Source organism: Pseudomonas sp. MS01C9, assembly GCF_058202755.1.
Genome location: NZ_CM177073.1, coordinates 3,072,309 through 3,091,429 on the forward strand (window position 1 = coordinate 3,072,309; position 19,121 = coordinate 3,091,429).

15 protein-coding genes, 2 tRNA genes and 1 pseudogene are annotated in these 19,121 nt (G+C 61.5%); 16 read left to right on the plus strand and 2 right to left on the minus strand.

Annotated features, from left to right (window positions below):
- Positions 1 to 26: 26 nt before the first annotated feature.
- The 6 genes and pseudogenes from hflK to AC1M7R_RS13995 all read left to right on the plus strand — a co-directional run bounded on the left by hflK (position 27) and on the right by AC1M7R_RS13995 (position 6,995).
- Positions 27 to 1,193 (plus strand): FtsH protease activity modulator HflK, encoded by a 1,167-nt coding sequence (gene hflK, locus AC1M7R_RS13970; protein ID WP_072398500.1) that lies wholly within the window; start codon positions 27 to 29, stop codon positions 1,191 to 1,193.
- Positions 1,193 to 2,062: a protease modulator HflC gene (gene hflC / locus AC1M7R_RS13975; RefSeq protein ID WP_072398499.1), complete on the plus strand. Its 870-nt coding sequence runs from the start codon at positions 1,193 to 1,195 to the stop codon at positions 2,060 to 2,062. The genes hflK and hflC overlap by 1 nt, the downstream gene beginning before the upstream one ends.
- A gap of 314 nt (positions 2,063 to 2,376) precedes the next feature.
- Positions 2,377 to 3,564: an ATP phosphoribosyltransferase regulatory subunit gene (locus AC1M7R_RS13980; protein WP_072398498.1), complete on the plus strand. Its 1,188-nt coding sequence runs from the start codon at positions 2,377 to 2,379 to the stop codon at positions 3,562 to 3,564.
- Positions 3,565 to 3,618: 54 nt separating this feature from the next.
- Entirely contained in the window at positions 3,619 to 4,911 is a 1,293-nt protein-coding gene (locus tag AC1M7R_RS13985) for an adenylosuccinate synthase (RefSeq protein ID WP_072398497.1), read from the plus strand.
- A 1,124-nt stretch (positions 4,912 to 6,035) separates the two neighbouring features.
- Positions 6,036 to 6,089 (plus strand): annotated as a pseudogene (locus tag AC1M7R_RS13990) (hypothetical protein); the annotation flags it as partial.
- A gap of 201 nt (positions 6,090 to 6,290) precedes the next feature.
- Positions 6,291 to 6,995, plus strand: coding sequence for a methyl-accepting chemotaxis protein (locus AC1M7R_RS13995; RefSeq protein WP_371128602.1), 705 nt, complete (start codon positions 6,291 to 6,293; stop codon positions 6,993 to 6,995).
- A 187-nt stretch (positions 6,996 to 7,182) separates the two neighbouring features.
- Here AC1M7R_RS13995 and AC1M7R_RS14000 read toward each other — a convergent pair.
- Positions 7,183 to 7,269 (minus strand) — tRNA-Leu (locus AC1M7R_RS14000).
- 177 nt (positions 7,270 to 7,446) lie between these two features.
- A tRNA-Leu gene (locus tag AC1M7R_RS14005) sits at positions 7,447 to 7,533 on the minus strand.
- Positions 7,534 to 7,758: 225 nt separating this feature from the next.
- Here AC1M7R_RS14005 and rnr point away from each other — a divergent pair.
- From rnr to AC1M7R_RS14055, 10 genes are all read left to right on the plus strand, one after another.
- Positions 7,759 to 10,359, plus strand: coding sequence for a ribonuclease R (gene rnr, locus AC1M7R_RS14010; RefSeq protein WP_072397906.1), 2,601 nt, complete (start codon positions 7,759 to 7,761; stop codon positions 10,357 to 10,359).
- On the plus strand, positions 10,356 to 11,117 hold the full coding sequence (rlmB, locus tag AC1M7R_RS14015; RefSeq protein WP_072431696.1) for a 23S rRNA (guanosine(2251)-2'-O)-methyltransferase RlmB: 762 nt from the start codon (positions 10,356 to 10,358) through the stop codon (positions 11,115 to 11,117). The genes rnr and rlmB overlap by 4 nt, the downstream gene beginning before the upstream one ends.
- A 303-nt stretch (positions 11,118 to 11,420) precedes the next feature.
- Positions 11,421 to 11,849, plus strand: a complete 429-nt coding sequence (gene rpsF, locus AC1M7R_RS14020) for a 30S ribosomal protein S6 (RefSeq protein ID WP_053155628.1) — start codon at positions 11,421 to 11,423, stop codon at positions 11,847 to 11,849.
- 28 nt (positions 11,850 to 11,877) lie between these two features.
- A complete protein-coding gene (gene rpsR, locus AC1M7R_RS14025) occupies positions 11,878 to 12,108 on the plus strand; it encodes a 30S ribosomal protein S18 (RefSeq protein ID WP_002551829.1) in 231 nt (76 codons plus the stop codon).
- A 36-nt stretch (positions 12,109 to 12,144) separates the two neighbouring features.
- A complete protein-coding gene (locus tag AC1M7R_RS14030) occupies positions 12,145 to 13,038 on the plus strand; it encodes a YybS family protein (protein ID WP_072397904.1) in 894 nt (297 codons plus the stop codon).
- Between the two features lie 22 nt (positions 13,039 to 13,060).
- A complete protein-coding gene (gene rplI / locus AC1M7R_RS14035; protein WP_072397903.1) occupies positions 13,061 to 13,507 on the plus strand; it encodes a 50S ribosomal protein L9 in 447 nt (148 codons plus the stop codon).
- A 121-nt stretch (positions 13,508 to 13,628) separates the two neighbouring features.
- Positions 13,629 to 15,026: a replicative DNA helicase gene (dnaB, locus tag AC1M7R_RS14040; protein ID WP_072397902.1), complete on the plus strand. Its 1,398-nt coding sequence runs from the start codon at positions 13,629 to 13,631 to the stop codon at positions 15,024 to 15,026.
- Positions 15,027 to 15,229: 203 nt separating this feature from the next.
- Positions 15,230 to 17,530, plus strand: a complete 2,301-nt coding sequence (locus tag AC1M7R_RS14045; RefSeq protein WP_072397901.1) for a YgiQ family radical SAM protein — start codon at positions 15,230 to 15,232, stop codon at positions 17,528 to 17,530.
- A gap of 169 nt (positions 17,531 to 17,699) precedes the next feature.
- Positions 17,700 to 18,626 carry an Ssp4 family T6SS effector gene (gene ssp4 / locus AC1M7R_RS14050; RefSeq protein ID WP_072397900.1) on the plus strand — a complete coding sequence of 309 codons (927 nt, stop codon included), beginning with the start codon at positions 17,700 to 17,702 and terminating at the stop codon, positions 18,624 to 18,626.
- On the plus strand, positions 18,623 to 19,084 hold the full coding sequence (locus tag AC1M7R_RS14055) for a hypothetical protein (RefSeq protein WP_072397899.1): 462 nt from the start codon (positions 18,623 to 18,625) through the stop codon (positions 19,082 to 19,084). The genes ssp4 and AC1M7R_RS14055 overlap by 4 nt, the downstream gene beginning before the upstream one ends.
- Positions 19,085 to 19,121: the final 37 nt, after the last annotated feature.

The following is a 19,121-nucleotide window of genomic DNA, read 5'->3' on the forward strand; positions in this document are numbered from 1 at the left end:
CTTTGCTTTATCAGATGGAGAGCGCTATGGCTTGGAATGAGCCGGGTGGCAACTCGAATAATCAGGATCCCTGGGGTGGCAAGCGTCGTAACAACGGCGACCGCAAGGGACCGCCGGATCTCGACGAGGCCTTCCGCAAGCTGCAGGAAAGCCTGAACGGTTTGTTCGGTGGTGGTAAGAAACGCGGTGACGACGGCGGTCGTCCGGGCAAGGGCGGTGGTTTCGGCCTGCTCGGCATCGGTCTGGTCGTGCTCGCCGCCGTCTGGCTGTACAGCGCGGTCTATGTCGTGGACGAGCAGGAGCAGGCCGTGGTGCTGCGCTTCGGCAAGTACTACGAGACTGTCGGCCCGGGCCTGAACATCTATTTCCCGCCGATCGATCAGAAATACATGGAAAACGTCACGCGTGAGCGTGCCTACACCAAGCAGGGGCAGATGCTCACGGAAGACGAGAACATCGTCGAAGTGCCGCTGACCGTGCAGTACAAGATCACCAACCTGCAGGACTTCGTGCTGAACGTCGACCAGCCGGAAGTGAGCCTGCAGCACGCGACCGAAAGTGCCCTGCGTCACGTGGTGGGTTCCACCGCCATGGATCAGGTGCTGACCGAAGGGCGTGAGCTGATGGCCAGCGAGATCAAGGAGCGCCTGCAGCGGTTCCTCGATACCTATCGCACCGGCATCACCGTCACTCAGGTCAACGTCCAGAGCGCCGCGGCGCCGCGTGAAGTCCAGGAAGCCTTCGACGATGTGATCCGTGCCCGTGAAGACGAGCAGCGCTCGCGAAACCAGGCCGAAACCTACGCCAACGGCGTCGTGCCGGAAGCCCGTGGCCAGGCCCAGCGCATCATCGAGGACGCCAACGGTTATCGCGACGAAGTGGTCTCCCGCGCCAAGGGTGAGGCCGACCGCTTCACCAAGCTGGTGGCCGAGTATCGCAAGGCGCCCGAAGTGACCCGTCAGCGTCTTTACCTGGATACCATGCAGGAAGTCTTCAGCAATACCAGCAAGGTCCTCGTGACCGGTAACAAGAACGGCCAGAGCAATCTGCTGTACCTGCCGCTGGACAAGATGATCGAGAGCGGTCGTGCCACCAGTGCGCCGCCGACCAGCATGGCACCCGCCAGCACTGAAGCGAATACTCGCGCGGCGGTGGAGCAGCAACAGCAAGCACGTACCAGGGAGAGTCGCTGATGAGCAATAAATCGCTGATCGCCCTTATTGTCGGCGTCGTCGTGGCGATCGCTGCCTGGAACTGCTTCTACATCGTGTCCCAGACCGAACGTGCGGTATTGCTGCAATTCGGTCGCGTGGTCGAGGCGGATGTCCAGCCAGGGCTGCATGTGAAGGTGCCGTACGTCAACAAGGTGCGCAAGTTCGACGCTCGCCTGATGACGCTCGATGCGCCGACGCAACGCTTCCTGACGCTGGAAAAGAAAGCCGTGATGGTGGATGCCTATGCCAAGTGGCGTGTGAAGGACGCCGAGCGTTTCTATACCGCGACCTCGGGTCTCAAGCAGATCGCCGACGAACGTCTGTCCCGCCGCCTGGAGTCGGGCCTGCGTGACCAGTTCGGTAAGCGTACCCTGCATGAGGTGGTGTCCGGTGAGCGTGACGCGCTCATGGCCGATATCACCCGCTCCTTGAACACCATGGCGGAAAAAGAGCTGGGTATCGAAGTGGTCGATGTCCGGGTCAAGGCCATCGACCTGCCCAAGGAAGTCAATCGCAGCGTCTTCGAGCGGATGAGCACCGAGCGTGAGCGTGAAGCCCGGGAGCATCGCGCCAAGGGTAACGAGCTGGCGGAAGGTATCCGTGCCGATGCCGATCGTCAGCGCCGCGTGTTGCTGGCCGAGGCTTATCGTGAGTCGGAAGAGGTTCGCGGTGATGGCGATGCCCAGGCCGCTGCGATCTACGCCAAGGCCTACGGCCAGGACCAGGAGTTCTACGCGTTCTACCGCAGCCTGCATGCCTACCGTGAAAGCTTCGGGCGTAAATCCGATGTGCTGGTGCTGGATCCGAGCAGCGACTTTTTCCGCTACCTGGAACAGGCCAAGCCTTGATGCAGCGTTGACCTGAAACACTCCGCCTGGCGGCTAAAGCGTCGGGCGGGGTGATCCTTTGGGAAAACGAGTGTATGATGCGGCAGCCGGGAAATTCCCGGCTTTTTTGCGTCTGCACGTTCGATTGTGGTTTTGCTTGCAGACGTCGGGTTGAACGACTCGACAGGTTTTTCGAGGAAAGCGCTGGACGAGGCCGATTCCTGGCCCTTCGTCACGTCGCCCTTGCGCGTTGTTTGTGCAAAGGCACAGGTGTTTTCTGCTTCACTCAAGGCTTGCCCGAAGGCTGGCCGCCCGGACCATAGGGGAATGGCGTAATGGCAACGGTAGACCGCTGGCTGCTGCCAGATGGCATCGAAGAAGTACTGCCACCGGAAGCTGCGCGTATCGAAGTGGCGCGTCGGCAGGTGTTGGATCTGTTCCAGAGCTGGGGTTACGAATTTGTCGTCACCCCTCATATCGAGTACCTGGAATCCCTGCTGACCGGCGCGGGCCAGGACCTGGACCTGCGTACTTTCAAGGTCGTCGACCCGCAGTCGGGCCGGCAGATGGGCTTCCGCGCCGACATCACGCCGCAAGTGGCGCGAATCGACGCCCACACGTTGCGCCGGGAAGGTCCCAATCGCCTGTGCTATGCCGGCAGCGTGCTGCACGCCCAGCCTCGTGCCTTGTCTTCTTCTCGCAGCCCCATCCAGCTGGGTGCCGAGTTGTATGGCGACGCCAGCCCCAGCAGCGACGTGGAAGTCATCAGCTTGATGTTGGCGATGCTGCAACTGGCTGACGTACCGGATGTCCACATGGACCTGGGTCATGTCGGCATCTATCGCGGCCTGGCCCGCGCCGCCGGCCTGTCCGGCGAAGTGGAGCAGCAGTTGTTCGATGCCTTGCAGCGCAAGGCCATCGACGAGGTCGTCAGCCTGACCGAAGGCTTGCCGAGCGATCTGTCCGACATGCTGCGGGCGCTGGTGGGCCTGTGTGGCGGTCGTGAGGTGCTGGTTGCGGCCCGGGATCGCCTGGCGAATGCGCCGGCCCCCGTGCTGGCGGCCCTGGACGACCTGCTGGCAATAGCCGAGCGGTTGTCGGTGCGTTTCCCGGAGCTGCCGTTGTATTTCGACCTGGGTGAGTTGCGCGGTTATCACTACCACACCGGCGTGGTGTTCGCGGTGTTCGTACCGGGCGTGGGCCAGTCCATCGCCCAGGGCGGTCGTTACGATGACATCGGCGCCGATTTCGGTCGTGCTCGTCCGGCGACCGGCTTTTCTACCGATTTGAAAACCCTGGTGACCCTGGGGCGTGCTGAGGTCGAGTTACCGTCTGGCGGTATCTGGATGCCTGACAGTACGGATGCGGCACTCTGGCAAGCAGTCTGCCAGTTGCGCAGTGAGGGTCAGCGAGTCGTCCAGGCATTGCCCGGGCAGCCTTTGGCCGCCGCCCGCGAAGCGGACTGCGACCGGCAATTGATTCAGCACAACGGGCTTTGGCAGGTATTGCCGCTGGCTTCTTGAGTTTTCCTGCCGGCTGCGGCCGGCACCAAGTTTGCGCGAATGAGGACAAGTGTTATGGGTAAGAATGTCGTAGTCCTGGGCACCCAGTGGGGTGATGAGGGCAAAGGCAAGATCGTCGATCTGCTGACCGAACATGCTGCCGCCGTAGTGCGCTATCAGGGTGGCCACAACGCAGGTCACACCTTGGTGATCGACGGTGAGAAGACCGTCCTGCACCTGATTCCGTCGGGCGTGCTGCGTGAAGGCGTGCAGTGCCTGATCGGCAACGGTGTCGTGGTGGCTCCCGACGCGTTGCTGCGGGAAATCGTCAAGCTGGAAGAGAAAGGCGTACCGGTGCGCGAGCGCCTGCGTATCAGCCCGTCCTGCCCGTTGATCCTGTCCTATCACGTTGCGCTGGACCAGGCCCGTGAAAAGGCTCGTGGCGAGATGAAGATCGGTACCACCGGTCGTGGTATCGGCCCTGCCTACGAAGACAAGGTGGCGCGCCGCGGCCTGCGCATCGGCGATCTGTTCCACCGCGAGCGTTTCGCCGCCAAACTGGGTGAGTTGCTGGACTACCACAACTTTGTCCTGGTCAACTACTACAAAGAACCTGCCATCGATTTCCAGAAGACGCTGGACGAGTGCATGGAATACGCCGAGCTGCTCAAGCCGATGATGCTCGACGTCACCGCTGAGCTGCATGAGTTGCGTCGTGCCGGCAAGGACATCATGTTCGAAGGCGCCCAGGGTTCGTTGCTGGACATCGACCATGGCACCTACCCGTACGTGACCAGCTCCAACACCACCGCCGGCGGCATCGCCACCGGGTCGGGTTTCGGTCCGATGTACGTGGACTACATCCTGGGCATCACCAAGGCCTACACCACGCGCGTGGGCTCGGGTCCGTTCCCGACCGAACTGTTCGATGACGTCGGTGCGTTCCTGGCCAAGCGCGGCCATGAGTTCGGTGCCACTACCGGGCGTGCCCGTCGTTGCGGCTGGTTCGATGCGGTGATCCTGCGTCGCGCCATCGACGTCAACAGCATTTCTGGCTTGTGCCTGACCAAGCTGGACGTGCTGGATGGTCTGGAGACCATCAACATCTGCGTGGGCTACAAGAACCAGAACGGCGCTGTCATCGACGCTCCGACCGACGCCGACAGCTACATCGGCCTGGAGCCGGTGTACGAGCAGATGCCGGGCTGGACCGAGTCCACCGTGGGTGCCAAGACCCTGGAAGAGCTGCCTGTGGCGGCCCGCAACTACATCAAGCGTCTCGAAGAGCTGGTCGGCGCGCCGATCGACATTATTTCGACGGGGCCGGACCGCAACGAAACCATCGTTCTGCGTCATCCGTTTGGCTGATAAGTCATTGATGCACAAAACAAAGGACCCTCATTAGGGTCCTTTGTCGTTCCTGGTCGCCGTGCGGCACGACACTTGCTATGAATCTCCATTATCGGCGCCCGTTCAGCGGTGCCATCAAATTAATGGCGTTGGTAGAGGGATTTCACGTGTCGGCCGTTCTCTCACTGTTACAAAGCCGTTTGCTGCGGCCTGTGTTCGTTACGCTTGGTATCGCCCTTTTGGTGCAGGTGCTGGTGGCTGTGGCGCTGACCCGGAGCACAGTCACGGCGCTGGAGGCCGACCTGAGTGCGGGCCTGGGGGCTGATAGCCAGAAACTTTCCGGTGAGTTGGAGCAGGCCGGGCGCGAGGTGACCTCCAGCCTGGATAGCCTGTCTGCCAGTACGCGCCAGCGCCTGAATGCCGGCTTGTCCGCGCGCCTGAAGGAAGAGCAGGCACAGCTGCGGGGCGCTCTGGAAAAAGACTTGAGGGAGTCGGCCAATGATATGGCGCAACTCCTGGCCTCCGTTGCCCCTCGTGCCATGTGGGACAGCGACATTCCGACACTTTCCGAATTCGCTCGCCGGGCCCAGCGCAATCCCAATGTGCTCTTCGTCATTTATGACGATGCCAATGGCGAACACCTGACCCGTTATTTGAACCGGGAAAATCCGGTCAACAAAGCGCTGCTGGAGAAGGGCAAGGGTGAGCGGGCGCTGGACAAGGTCCTGGATGCGGCGAAAAACGATCCTTCCGTCTATTACCTCGAGGCTTCCATCAGCCCCAACGGGGTGGAAATCGGCAAAGTGCTCATGGGGGTCTCCACCGCATCCGTGGAAAGCGACCTGAAGGCGCTGGACCAGAGATTCTCGGCGTTGATCGCCAGCAGCGACCAGCTGGTGGGGGACAGTCTCAAGGGGGCTGCGGCTGACAGCGCCACTGCCATGCGTGGCCGGCTGCAGTCGGCCCAGGCCACTGCTACCCAAATGCAGACCAATACTGCCAGCACCGTGCAAGAGGCCGCGAGTACCTTGCGCTGGCGCATTGGCCTGGGCCTGGCGCTGGTGGGCCTCGGCGTGCTGGTGTTGTTGGCGGTGGTGCTGGGGCGCCGGGTCGTCAATCGCCTGAGGCTGCTGATCGCGGCGATGAATGATCTGGCGGCGGGTGAGGGGGACCTGACCAAGCGCGTGCAAATCAACAGCAAGGATGAAATTGGCGACATGGCATCGGCTGTCAATCGCTTTGTGGATAAGTTGCAGCCCATCGTGCGGGAAGCGGGTGACGTGGCCCAGCGTACGGGCCTGGAGATCGGTGCGATGACCTTGCGAAATTCCGGTGCCGATGCGGCAGCCGGGATGCAGCGCGATGAAGTGGCCGAGAGCCTGCGGGCCTTGTCGCAGATGGCTGATGAGGCGCAATCGGAAAGCCAGGCGATGCAGGCGGCCTTGCAGCAGGTGGTGGAGATTCGCCAGGCCACCGATGAGAACACTCGCACATCGGCCAAGGTAGGCAGCCTGATCGAGGCGTTGGCCGGGCAGGTGGATACCGGGGCGAAAGTCATCGAGCGGCTGGCCCAGCAGAGCGAGCAGATCGAAGTGGTGCTGACGGTTATCCACGGTATTGCCGAGCAGACCAACCTGTTGGCCTTGAACGCGGCTATCGAGGCTGCGCGGGCCGGGGAGACCGGGCGCGGCTTTGCGGTGGTGGCGGATGAGGTACGGGCTCTGGCAAGCAAGACCCAGAGTTCCACGGGCGATATCCAGGCCCATATCGTGGCGTTGCAGCAAGGGGCCCGGGAAGCGGTGGCTGCAATCGGCCAGGCCGGGCGCCAGGCCAGCGAAGGATTGCTGGTATTGCGTGACAGTGCTCGTCTGCAGCAGTCGGTGCAGGCCTCTGTGGAGCAGGTGCACGCGGCCATCGGCCTGGCGACCCAGGCGGCAGCTCATCAGGCCCAGGGTGCCCAGGCGGTTCGCGGGCGGGTAGAAACCATTCATGCCCAGGCCGAGAAGGCGGCCCAGGCTGTGGTCGAGACCACCGCCAGCGGTAAGGTGCTGGACAGCCTGGCGGCGCAATTGAAGGCGAGCCTGGGACAGTTCCGGGCCTGATCCGGCTGACCGGGCATTCGTCCGGACGCGACCACGAGCTTGGGTTGCGTCCGGGGATCTTTCGGCTTTGTCCGGATGAGGGCGAGCCTGCGATTGCTGTGGTCGGGAAAGTAAAGGGGGGCAGAAACGCAAAAACCCGCTTTCGCGGGTTTCTGTGAGGTTCAAGGCAAAACCTTGAAGCTTGAATTGGTGCCCAGAAGAAGACTCGAACTTCCACGACCTTGCGGTCACCAGCACCTGAAGCTGGCGTGTCTACCAATTTCACCATCTGGGCAGCATCTTCAGCGTTGCCGCTGTTGATGTGGCGCACTATACGGAGCGCGTTTTGATCTGTAAACCCCTGTTTTTGTTTTAGTAATTGCTGACTGGCTTTTCAGGGGAGGAGAAATGCAAAAACCCGCTTTCGCGGGTTCTTGTGAAGCTGGCAGACCATTGATCTGTCGCTTGAAATTGGTGCCCAGAAGAAGACTCGAACTTCCACGACCTTGCGGTCACCAGCACCTGAAGCTGGCGTGTCTACCAATTTCACCATCTGGGCAGTCTCGGCAACGTGTGTGCGTCGTCGATGGCGCGCACTATACGGAGCGTGTTTTTAACTGTAAACCCCCTGCGAGAAAAAAAACGGTAATTTTCACGAGTGGTGCGATCCGAGGCTTCAAAGGCGGGTCAAAAGATTCCAGAAAGGGCTCCTTATGCTTGAAATTTCCCGTTTCATTACGCCTATGCCAAACTAACCGCATATAGACAAGGTGAAAACTCTCTAATGGCCGATTGGCAATCCCTCGATCCCGAGGCCGCTCGTGAAGCGGAAAAATACGAAAACCCTATTCCCAGCCGCGAACTGATCCTGGCGCATCTCGCCGACAGGGGCTCGCCCGCCAGCCGTGAACAGTTGGTCGAAGAGTTCGGTCTGACCACCGAAGACCAGCTCGAAGCCCTGCGCCGCCGTCTGCGTGCCATGGAGCGCGACGCCCAACTGATCTATACCCGCCGTGGCACCTATGCGCCGGTGGACAAGCTCGACCTCATCCTGGGACGTATCGCCGGCCATCGCGATGGCTTCGGTTTCCTGATTCCCGATGACGGCAGCGACGACCTGTTCATGAGCCCGGCCCAGATGCGCCTGGTGTTCGACGGCGACCGGGCCCTGGCTCGTGTGTCCGGCCTGGACCGTCGCGGTCGCCGTGAGGGTGTGATTGTGGAGGTGGTATCGCGCGCCCACGAAAGCATCGTCGGCCGTTATTTCGAGGAAGGCGGCATCGGCTTCGTCGTCGCGGACAATCCCAAGATCCAGCAGGAAGTGCTGGTCACCCCGGGCCGCAACGCCAATGCCAAGATCGGCCAGTTCGTCGAAGTGAAGATCACCCACTGGCCAACCCCTCGCTTCCAGCCGCAGGGGGATGTGGTGGAAGTGGTCGGCAACTACATGGCGCCGGGCATGGAAATCGATGTCGCCCTGCGCACCTATGACATTCCTCATGTCTGGCCTGAGGCTGTGCTGAAGGAAGCGGCCAAGCTCAAGCCGGAAGTCGAAGAAAAGGACAAAGAGAAACGCATCGACCTGCGCCACCTGCCGTTCGTGACCATCGATGGCGAGGACGCACGGGACTTCGACGATGCGGTCTACTGCGAAGCCCGGCCGGGCAAGCTGCGGCTGTTCTCCGGTGGCTGGAAGCTTTACGTCGCCATCGCCGACGTTTCCAGCTATGTGAAGCTCGGTTCGGCGCTGGATGCCGAAGCCCAGGTGCGTGGCAACTCGGTTTACTTCCCCGAGCGTGTCGTGCCGATGCTGCCCGAGCAGTTGTCCAACGGGCTGTGCTCGCTCAACCCTCATGTCGATCGCCTGGCCATGGTCTGCGAGATGACCATCTCCAAGACCGGCGAAATGACCGACTACTGCTTCTACGAAGCGGTGATCCATTCCCACGCCCGCCTGACCTACAACAAGGTCAGCGCGATGCTGGAGACGCCGAAGCTGGCCGAGGCGCGCAAGCTGCGGGGTGAATATAACGACGTACTGCCGCACCTCAAGCAGCTCTATGCATTGTACAAAGTGCTGCTGGCGGCCCGTCACGTGCGCGGCGCCATTGATTTCGAAACCCAGGAAACCCGGATCATCTTCGGCTCCGAGCGCAAGATCGCCGAAATCCGTCCGACCGTGCGCAACGACGCGCACAAGCTGATCGAGGAATGCATGCTGGCGGCCAACGTGGCCACCGCCGAGTTCCTGAAGAAGCACGAAATCCCTGCACTGTATCGGGTCCATGACGGTCCTCCGCCGGAGCGCCTGGAAAAACTGCGCGCCTTCCTCGGCGAGCTGGGCCTGTCCCTGCACAAGGGCAAGGAAGGTCCTACGCCCAAGGACTACCAGGCATTGCTGGCCAGTATCAAGGATCGTCCGGATTTCCATCTCATCCAGACCGTCATGCTGCGCTCGCTGAGCCAGGCGGTGTACAGCGCCGACAACCAGGGGCACTTTGGCCTCAATTACGAAGCCTATACCCACTTCACTTCGCCGATCCGCCGTTATCCCGACCTGCTCACGCACCGGGCGATCCGCAGCGTGATCCACTCCAAGATGAACACCCCGCACGTCAAGCGGGCCGGCGCGATGACCATTCCCAAGGCGCGCATTTATCCGTACGACGAGGCGGCCCTGGAGCAGCTCGGCGAACAATGTTCGATGAGCGAGCGACGCGCCGACGAAGCCACCCGCGACGTGGTGAACTGGCTCAAGTGCGAGTACATGAAAGACCGCGTGGGCGAATCGTTCCCGGGTGTGATCACCGCCGTGACCGGTTTCGGCCTGTTCGTCGAGCTGACCGACATCTACGTCGAGGGCCTGGTGCATGTCACCGCGCTGCCGGGGGATTACTACCACTTCGACCCTGTCCATCACCGCCTGGCGGGTGAGCGCACCGGTCGTAGCTTCCGCCTGGGCGATACCGTTGAAGTACGGGTGATGCGTGTCGACCTGGACGAGCGCAAGATCGATTTCGAGATGGCGGAAAAAACCATCAGCGCGCCGATCGGTCGCAAGAAGCGCGGTGCCGAAACCGCTGCGCCTGTGACCAAGGCCCCAGCCGAGCCGGCGCCGAGCAAGTCCGGTCGGCGCGGTGCGGCCAAGGAAAAAGCCGTCGAGGCCTATCGTCCGAGCGATGCGGCGGCGAAGAACGCTGAAGTGCGCAAAAGCCGTGAGATGAAAAAAGCGTTGCTGGCAGAGGCCAAGGCAGGCGGCAAGGCTGGACGGTCGGCTCCGGAGAAGGCTGCCAGCAAACCGAGCAAACATCGCAAGGGTCCGCCAAAAGCGGGCTCGGCCCCGGCCAAGAGTGGCGGGGCGCGTAAACCCAAGGCCAAGTCATGAGTCAGTTGGAAAAAATCTACGGCCTGCATGCCGTGGAGGCGCTGCTGCGCCATCATCCCAAGCGGGTCAAGCAGATCTGGCTGGCCGAGGGGCGTAGCGACCCGCGGGTCCAGACCTTGATCGAACTGGCCAGCGAAAACCGTGTGGCGGTGGGCCAGGCCGAACGTCGTGAGATGGATGCCTGGGTCGAGGGTGTGCACCAGGGCGTGGTGGCCGAGGTGAGCCCGAGCCAGGTCTGGGGCGAGGCGATGCTCGACGAGTTGCTCGATCGCACCGAGGGCTCGCCCCTGCTGCTGGTCCTGGACGGCGTGACCGACCCTCACAACCTCGGCGCCTGCCTGCGCTCGGCGGATGCAGCCGGCGCGCTGGCGGTGATTGTTCCCAAGGACAAGTCGGCGACCCTGACGCCTGTGGTGCGCAAGGTCGCTTGCGGTGCGGCGGAGGTCATGCCCCTGGTGGCCGTGACCAACCTGGCGCGCACCCTGGAGAAACTCCAGCAGCGTGGCTTGTGGGTGGTGGGCACGGCGGGCGAGGCCGAGGTCAGCCTCTATGATCAGGACCTCACCGGTCCGACGATCCTGATCATGGGCGCCGAGGGCAAGGGCATGCGCCGCTTGACCCGCGAGCATTGCGATTACCTGGTCAAGCTGCCGATGGCCGGTAGCGTCAGCAGCCTCAACGTCTCGGTCGCCACCGGTGTCTGCCTGTTCGAGGCCCAGCGCCAGCGGAGCGTCAAGGCTGTCGCCAAAAAGCCCTGATCCAGACGCGTATCAAATGTGGGAGCGAGCTTGCTCGCGATGACGGTGTCGCAGGGACGCAAAAGTCGACGGGCACGCCGCTATCGAGCAGGCTCGCTCCCACAGCGTTTTGTATTTGGGCAAATCTGGCGGTTGTTCAAATAATCACCAATTACCTTGCGCCTCCCTCGACCCTTCTCTACAATTGCGCCCCTTGCTGTGATGGCAGGCACTTATGTGTCTAGCGTCCACAAGTCCATAAGTGTCATTCACTCCTTGTCTGACCGTTTTTAAGCGGCAGGCTACAACCCGTAAGGAGCATTCATGCGTCATTACGAAATCATCTTTTTGGTCCACCCGGATCAAAGCGAGCAAGTCGGCGGCATGGTTGAGCGTTACACCAAGCTGATCGAAGAAGACGGCGGCAAGATCCACCGTCTGGAAGACTGGGGCCGTCGTCAACTGGCCTACGCAATCAACAATGTTCACAAGGCTCACTACGTGATGCTGAACGTTGAGTGCACCGGCAAGGCCCTGGCCGAGCTGGAAGACAACTTCCGCTACAACGATGCAGTGATCCGTAACCTGGTCATCCGTCGCGAAGAAGCCATCACTGGCCAATCCGAGATGCTCAAGGCTGAAGAAAACCGCAGTGAGCGCCGTGAGCGTCGCGACCGTCCTGAGCATGCTGACAGCGCCGAAGGCGATGACAGCGATAGCGACAGCGACAACAGCGACAACGCTGACGAGTAATCCACGGACTTCCTAAGGAGCCAATCACATGGCACGTTTCTTCCGTCGTCGTAAATTCTGCCGCTTCACCGCTGAAGACGTGAAAGAGATCGATTACAAAGATCTCAACACTCTGAAAGCCTACGTATCCGAGACCGGCAAAATCGTTCCAAGCCGTATCACCGGTACCAAAGCTCGTTATCAGCGTCAGCTGGCCACCGCTATCAAGCGCGCCCGCTTCCTGGCCCTGCTGGCCTACACCGACAGCCACGGCCGCTGAGACCGGGCAGTCGACACGTAGCAAAGGATTGAATGCATGCGCGCCATAGCTGAGTTCATCATGCGAGGTCGTATGCAGGCCACTCTGGTAGTGGCTGGATGTGCGGCATTGCCGTTGTTGTATTGGTTGGGCGCTGCCGCGGGAAGTCTCGTACTCCTGCGGCGCGGATTGAGGGACGCCGTTGGCGTTCTTGCTCTGGGACTGCTGCCGGCCTTGCTCTGGTGGTTGAGTACCGCTGACCCGCGGGCACTGATGGTGCTGCTGGGGTCTTCGGCGCTGGCGTTGGTGTTGCGCGCAAGCGAATCCTGGAACCGCGTGCTGCTGGTCAGCATAGCGCTGGGCGTGGTGTTTTCAGTGGTGCTCGGGGTGGCTTTCGCGCCCCAGATCGAGATGCTGTCGCAGGCTTTGATAAAAATCCTGCCCGAAGCCCTCGGTGATCTCTACCGGCAGATGTCGGCTGAGGAGCAAGCGCGTTTCGCGTCACTGATCGCACCGGTCCTGACCGGCCTGATTGCGGCCTTGTTGCAGATCGTCAGTGTGCTGAGCCTGATTATCGGGCGCTACTGGCAGGCGTTGTTGTACAACCCGGGTGGTTTTGGTCGCGAATTTCGCGCCATCCGTTTCCCGCTTGGACTGGCGATGTTGCTGCTGGCGGGCATGCTTCTGGGACCGAACTTCGGTCCGCAGATGGCCATGCTCACGCCGTTGTGCAGCGTACCGCTGGTGTTCGCGGCCCTGGCCCTGATTCACGGGCTGGTGGCGCAGAAGCGACTGGCCAGGTTCTGGCTGGTGGGGCTGTACGTCACGTTGTTGCTGTTCATGCAGCTGATCTATCCGTTGCTGGTGGTCCTGGCCATCGTCGACAGCCTGATTGATTTTCGCGGTCGTATGGCGCCGAAAGACGCCGACAACGCGAACGGTGAAGGTTAAAAGTTAAGAGGTTAATACCCAAATGGAACTGATCCTGCTGGAAAAAATCGCCAACCTGGGCAACCTGGGCGACAAAGTAAAAGTTAAGTCCGGTTACGGTCGTAACTACCTGCTGCCTTTTGGCAAAGCCACCGCTGCGACCGCTGCCAACCTGGCCGCGTTCGAAGAGCGTCGCGCTGAGCTGGAAAAAGCCGCCGCAGACCGCAAGGCCTCGGCCGAAAGCCGCGCTGCCCAACTGGCCGAGCTGGAAGTGACCATCACTGCCACCGCTGGCGACGAAGGCAAGCTGTTCGGTTCGATCGGTACTCACGACATCGCTGACGCACTGACCGCCTCCGGCGTTGAAGTGGCCAAGAGCGAAGTTCGTCTGCCGAACGGCACCATCCGCAACGTAGGCGAATTCGACGTAGCCGTGCACCTGCACGCCGAAGTCGAAGCCACCGTACGCGTTGTCGTGGTAGCAGCCTAAGCAGCACCTGTCGGCTGGCACCCTCGGGTGCGAGCCGGTAACATCGGGCACGATCCTGTTTACAGGTCGTGCCCTTTGTCTTTCTGCAACTCCTGCTTCTATCACCAGAATCCTTGTGGCCATGAACGAAATTACCGCTCCAGAGCAATATGATCTGCAAACCGCTGCCCTGAAGGTGCCGCCGCATTCCATCGAGGCCGAACAGGCTGTACTCGGTGGCCTGATGCTGGACAACAACGCCTGGGAGCGTGTGCTCGATCAAGTCTCCGATGGCGATTTCTACCGGCATGACCACCGCTTGATTTTCCGCGCGATCGCCAGGCTGGCCGACCAGAACATGCCGATCGACGTCGTGACCCTGGCCGAGCAACTGGACAAGGAAGGCCAGACGTCCCAGGTCGGTGGCCTCGGTTACCTGGGCGAGCTGGCGAAAAACACGCCGTCCGTCGCCAACATCAAGGCTTATGCGCAGATCGTCCGCCAGCGGGCGACCTTGCGCCAGTTGATCGGCATCAGTAACGAAATTGCCGACAGCGCCTTCAACCCTGAAGGCCGTACGGCTGAGGAAATCCTCGATGAGGCCGAGCGGCAGATCTTCCAGATCGCCGAGGCCCGGCCGAAGACCGGCGGGCCGGTCAGTGTCAACGACCTGCTGACCAAGGCCATCGATCGTATCGATACCCTGTTCAATACATCCGACGCGATCACCGGCCTGTCCACCGGCTATACCGATCTCGACGAGAAGACCAGTGGACTGCAACCGGCCGACCTGATCATCGTTGCCGGCCGTCCTTCCATGGGCAAGACCACCTTTGCGATGAACCTGGTGGAAAACGCCGTGCTGCGCAGCGACAAGGTCGTCCTGGTCTACTCCCTGGAGATGCCAGGTGAGTCGCTGATCATGCGTATGCTTTCTTCCCTGGGGCGGATCGACCAGACCAAGGTCCGTTCCGGCCAACTGGAAGACGACGACTGGCCTCGCCTGACCTCGGCGGTCAACCTGCTCAACGACCGCAAGCTGTTCATCGACGACACCGCCGGTATCAGCCCTTCGGAAATGCGCGCCCGAACCCGCCGCCTGGTGCGCGAGCATGGCGATATCGGCCTGATCATGATCGACTACCTGCAGCTGATGCAGATTCCGGGCTCCAGTGGCGATAACCGGACCAACGAGATTTCCGAGATCTCCCGTTCCCTCAAGGCCCTGGCCAAGGAATTCAACTGTCCGGTGGTGGCGCTTTCCCAGTTGAACCGCTCCCTGGAACAGCGTCCGAACAAGCGCCCGGTGAACTCCGACCTGCGGGAATCCGGAGCGATCGAGCAGGACGCCGACGTGATCATGTTCGTATACCGCGACGAGGTCTATCACCCCGAGACGGAACACAAGGGCATCGCGGAAATCATCATCGGCAAGCAGCGGAACGGTCCGATCGGTTTTGTCCGCCTGGCATTCATCGGCAAGTACACGCGTTTCGAGAACCTCGCGCCGGGCAGCTACAATTTCGATGACGACGAGTAAGTTCTTCGTCGTCTGATCCGGCCTCATCGTCGGATCGCTGCCCGCAGCAAGCTCGCTCCCACCCTGGAATGCATCCTCTCTGTGGGAGCGAGTTTGCTCGCGATAGGTGCGCCGCCGATTTCCGACCATAGCCGTCGGAATTGGTTATTTTTTGTGCTATATTCCGCGCCCGCGATTTTTCATCTTCTATACCGGTCATCGACATGCAAGCAGCCAAGCCGTTATTTGACTATCCCAAGTACTGGGCCGAATGTTTCGGCCCCGCGCCGTTCCTGCCCATGAGCAGGGAGGAGATGGATCAGCTCGGCTGGGATTCGTGCGACATTATCATCGTGACCGGTGATGCCTACGTCGACCATCCTTCGTTCGGCATGGCGATCATTGGCCGTTTGCTGGAAGCCCAAGGCTTTCGCGTGGGGATCATTGCCCAGCCGAACTGGCAGTCCAAGGACGACTTCATGAAGCTTGGCGAGCCCAACCTGTTTTTCGGTGTCGCGGCCGGCAACATGGACTCGATGATCAACCGCTACACCGCTGACAAGAAAATCCGTTCCGATGACGCCTATACCCCCGGTGGCCTGGCGGGCAAGCGGCCGGACCGTGCGAGCCTGGTCTACAGCCAGCGCTGCAAGGAAGCCTACAAGCATGTGCCGATCGTGCTCGGTGGCATCGAGGCCTCCCTGCGCCGCATCGCCCATTACGATTACTGGCAGGACCGGGTGCGCAACTCGATCCTGATCGACGCCAGTGCCGATATCCTGCTCTACGGCAACGCAGAGCGAGCCATTGTCGAAGTCGCCCAGCGTCTGTCCTATGGCCACAGGATCGAGGACATCACCGATGTGCGCGGCACCGCGTTCATTCGCCGCGACACACCCGAAGGCTGGTACGAAGTCGATTCCACGCGTATCGACCGTCCGGGCAAGATCGACAAGATCATCAATCCGTACGTGAACACCCAGGACACCGCCGCCTGCGCCATCGAGCAGGAGAAAGGGCCGGTGGAGGACCCGAGCGAAGCCAAGGTCGTGCAGATCCTGGCGAGCCCGAAAATGACCCGCGACAAAACCGTGATCCGCCTGCCGTCGGTGGAAAAGGTCCGCAACGACCCGGTGCTCTATGCCCACGCCAACCGCGTGCTGCATCTGGAAACCAACCCGGGCAACGCCCGCGCGCTGGTGCAGAAGCATGGCGATGTGGATGTCTGGTTCAACCCGCCACCCATTCCGATGACCACCGAGGAAATGGACTACGTGTTTGGTATGCCTTACGCACGTGTCCCACACCCGGCGTACGGCAAGGAAAAGATCCCTGCCTACGAAATGATCCGCTTCTCGGTGAACATCATGCGTGGCTGCTTCGGCGGCTGCACCTTCTGCTCGATCACCGAGCACGAAGGCCGGATCATCCAGAACCGTTCCGAAGAGTCGATCATTCGCGAGATCGAAGAGATCCGCGACAAGGTCCCAGGCTTCACCGGGGTCATTTCCGACCTCGGCGGACCCACCGCGAACATGTATCGCATCGCCTGCAAGAGCCCGGAAATCGAGTCCGCGTGCCGCAAGCCGTCCTGCGTGTTCCCGGGCATCTGCCCGAACCTGAACACCGACCATTCTTCGCTGATCCAGCTGTATCGCAGCGCCCGGGCATTGCCAGGGGTGAAGAAGATCCTGATCGCGTCCGGCCTGCGCTACGACCTGGCGGTCGAATCCCCGGAATACGTCAAGGAGCTGGTGACCCACCACGTCGGCGGTTACCTGAAGATCGCGCCGGAGCACACCGAGGAAGGTCCGCTCAACCAGATGATGAAGCCGGGCATCGGCACCTATGACCGATTCAAGCGGATGTTCGAGAAATACACCCGGGAGGCGGGCAAGGAGCAGTACCTGATCCCGTACTTCATCGCTGCGCATCCGGGCACCACCGACGAAGACATGATGAACCTGGCGCTGTGGCTCAAGAGCAACGGCTTCCGCGCCGACCAGGTCCAGGCCTTCTATCCGTCGCCGATGGCCACGGCCACCGCCATGTACCACTCGGGCAAGAACCCGCTGCGCAAGGTCACCTACAAGAGCGATGCGGTGACCATCGTCAAGAGCGAGGAGCAGCGCCGCCTGCACAAGGCCTTCCTGCGTTATCACGATCCCAAGGGCTGGCCGATGCTGCGCGAGGCGTTGACCCGCATGGGCCGCGCCGACCTGATCGGGCCGGGCAAGCATCAGTTGATCCCGTTGCACCAGCCGGCCACCGACAGCTACCAGAGCGCCCGTCGCAAGAACTCGACACCGGCCGGCAGCCACAAGGTGGGCAAGGAAACCACCCGGATCCTGACCCAGCACACGGGCCTGCCGCCGCGTGCCAGCGACGGCGGCAATCCGTGGGACAAGCGTGAGAAGGCCAAGGCCGAGGCATTCGCCCGCAACCAGAAGGCCGCCAAGGAGCGCAAGGACGCCGCCAAGGGCAAGGGACCGAAACCGGCCCGCAAGCCCGTGGTACCGCGCTGACCCTGGAGTCGTATCGCAAACGCCAGCCTGAGTGCTGGCGTTTTGCTTTCTAGCGGGGGTGGTGGCCGTTTGTTATCGTGGCGGCCGCCAATGCCAGCCAGCAGGCATCCCTCGCCACAGGGTTGCGTGTGGATAAAAGATTCATCTTCGATTCTCAAGGACGATTCATATGAGCAGCGCTACAACGGCCATCGGCATGGACTTCACGTTCTCCCAGTACATGGCCCGCCAACGCATCGAAAGCCAGATCAACCTGCCGCGCCTGTTCGCTGCCATCGATGCCGATCCGAATATTGCCGGGGCGGGGGTGGTGTATGTCGATGCCGACTACAACGTGGTGACCCTGCGGGAATTCAAGCCGATCTGCAGCATCGCGCCCAAGCGCGTGATCTTGCGTGAGGCAAAGCGATACATCGCGCCACAGCAGTTCGTCGACCAGGTGAAAAGCAGCCCGCGGGAGTCGAAGCTTGGCCTTGAAGCGACCAATGCCGGCTTGTCTTGCGTCGCCGCCGTGATCGGTTGGGTGGTGGTGTTCAGTGGCAGCGTTGCCGTGCCTTTCACCGCTGGCGCCAGCGCCTGGCTGGTGGCCCTGGGCGCCGCTGCCGCGACCGCGAGTACTGCCCAGTGTGTCATCGGAGGCGCGCGGGTGGCCAACGAACTGACCAATCCTACTGGCAACGATGAGATGAACGACGCCGATTGGTACAACATCGTATCCCCGATCCTGGATGCGGTTTCCCTGGTGGGCGTCGGCGGGTCGGCTCTCACGACGGTTCGCCTGCTCAAGGCCAACAAGGCGGCCAACACCGGAAAAAGCTGGTACCAGCTGCTCAAGGGGCTGAGCCGCCAGGAGCGGTCCAAGTTGACGCGGGAGCTGTTGACGCTCAAGGACCCGAGCCTGACCGCCAAGCTGCTCAAGTTGCAGCAGCGCGCCGGGGCCTTGCCCAAGCGTTATTCTTCGGCCCAAATCCGGCACGCTACCCTGACCCAGATCCAGGACTCCCTGGGTGGCGCCCTGGGCGTGATCGGCAGTTACACCGGCGGCGGTCATGTGAAAACCGTCGCCGTCGGCCTGTACGAGGAGTTCACCGAATGATCGGGGGCGGCTCGCTGAAGGACTTTCTGGCCCGGTATTTCCCGGTGTTCATGGGTACCATCCTGCTGGGCTGCTTTTCCGGATCCAGCCTGCTTGCCTTGGCCGGAGCCACTTACTGGCGTGCCTTGGAGCCTTCGGTCAGGAGCGACTATGTGGGGCTCGGGGCATTGGCGCTGGTGGTCGTGCTGGTGCTGGCCAATCTCATGATCGCGCGCGGGCGGGCCTGGGCCGTCTGGGGCGTGGCAGGTTATTTCCTGGCGTGTCTGGCCGTCGTCTTGCCGATGATCGCCTATCGGCCCCATCAGGGAGTCTATCTGTTCGCCGTGCTGTTCCCATTGCTGGGACTGTTGCTGCTCAACAGCAAGCGCCATCGTGAGATGCGCGGCAAGCTGGTGGACATCCGTCGGCAGCGCGAACTGATCGTCCAGGCAGCCAGGGCTTCTCACAAGCGACGCTGAGGCGAGCGGCCTGTTCGCCTTGTTTATGTGCGTGCCT

What these genes read in the sequence shown, in the direction of transcription:
- AC1M7R_RS13995 (WP_371128602.1), top strand. Translation starts at nt 6,291, where the DNA reads ATGGCTGATGAGGCGCAATCGGAAAGCCAGGCGATGCAGGCGGCCTTG.
- hflK (WP_072398500.1), top strand. Translation starts at nt 27, where the DNA reads ATGGCTTGGAATGAGCCGGGTGGCAACTCGAATAATCAGGATCCCTGG.
- rnr (WP_072397906.1), top strand. Translation starts at nt 7,759, where the DNA reads ATGGCCGATTGGCAATCCCTCGATCCCGAGGCCGCTCGTGAAGCGGAA.
- AC1M7R_RS14030 (WP_072397904.1), top strand. Translation starts at nt 12,145, where the DNA reads ATGCGCGCCATAGCTGAGTTCATCATGCGAGGTCGTATGCAGGCCACT.
- ssp4 (WP_072397900.1), top strand. Translation starts at nt 17,700, where the DNA reads ATGAGCAGCGCTACAACGGCCATCGGCATGGACTTCACGTTCTCCCAG.
- rpsR (WP_002551829.1), top strand. Translation starts at nt 11,878, where the DNA reads ATGGCACGTTTCTTCCGTCGTCGTAAATTCTGCCGCTTCACCGCTGAA.
- dnaB (WP_072397902.1), top strand. Translation starts at nt 13,629, where the DNA reads ATGAACGAAATTACCGCTCCAGAGCAATATGATCTGCAAACCGCTGCC.
- AC1M7R_RS14055 (WP_072397899.1), top strand. Translation starts at nt 18,623, where the DNA reads ATGATCGGGGGCGGCTCGCTGAAGGACTTTCTGGCCCGGTATTTCCCG.
- hflC (WP_072398499.1), top strand. Translation starts at nt 1,193, where the DNA reads ATGAGCAATAAATCGCTGATCGCCCTTATTGTCGGCGTCGTCGTGGCG.
- AC1M7R_RS14045 (WP_072397901.1), top strand. Translation starts at nt 15,230, where the DNA reads ATGCAAGCAGCCAAGCCGTTATTTGACTATCCCAAGTACTGGGCCGAA.
- AC1M7R_RS13985 (WP_072398497.1), top strand. Translation starts at nt 3,619, where the DNA reads ATGGGTAAGAATGTCGTAGTCCTGGGCACCCAGTGGGGTGATGAGGGC.
- rlmB (WP_072431696.1), top strand. Translation starts at nt 10,356, where the DNA reads ATGAGTCAGTTGGAAAAAATCTACGGCCTGCATGCCGTGGAGGCGCTG.
- AC1M7R_RS13980 (WP_072398498.1), top strand. Translation starts at nt 2,377, where the DNA reads ATGGCAACGGTAGACCGCTGGCTGCTGCCAGATGGCATCGAAGAAGTA.
- rpsF (WP_053155628.1), top strand. Translation starts at nt 11,421, where the DNA reads ATGCGTCATTACGAAATCATCTTTTTGGTCCACCCGGATCAAAGCGAG.
- rplI (WP_072397903.1), top strand. Translation starts at nt 13,061, where the DNA reads ATGGAACTGATCCTGCTGGAAAAAATCGCCAACCTGGGCAACCTGGGC.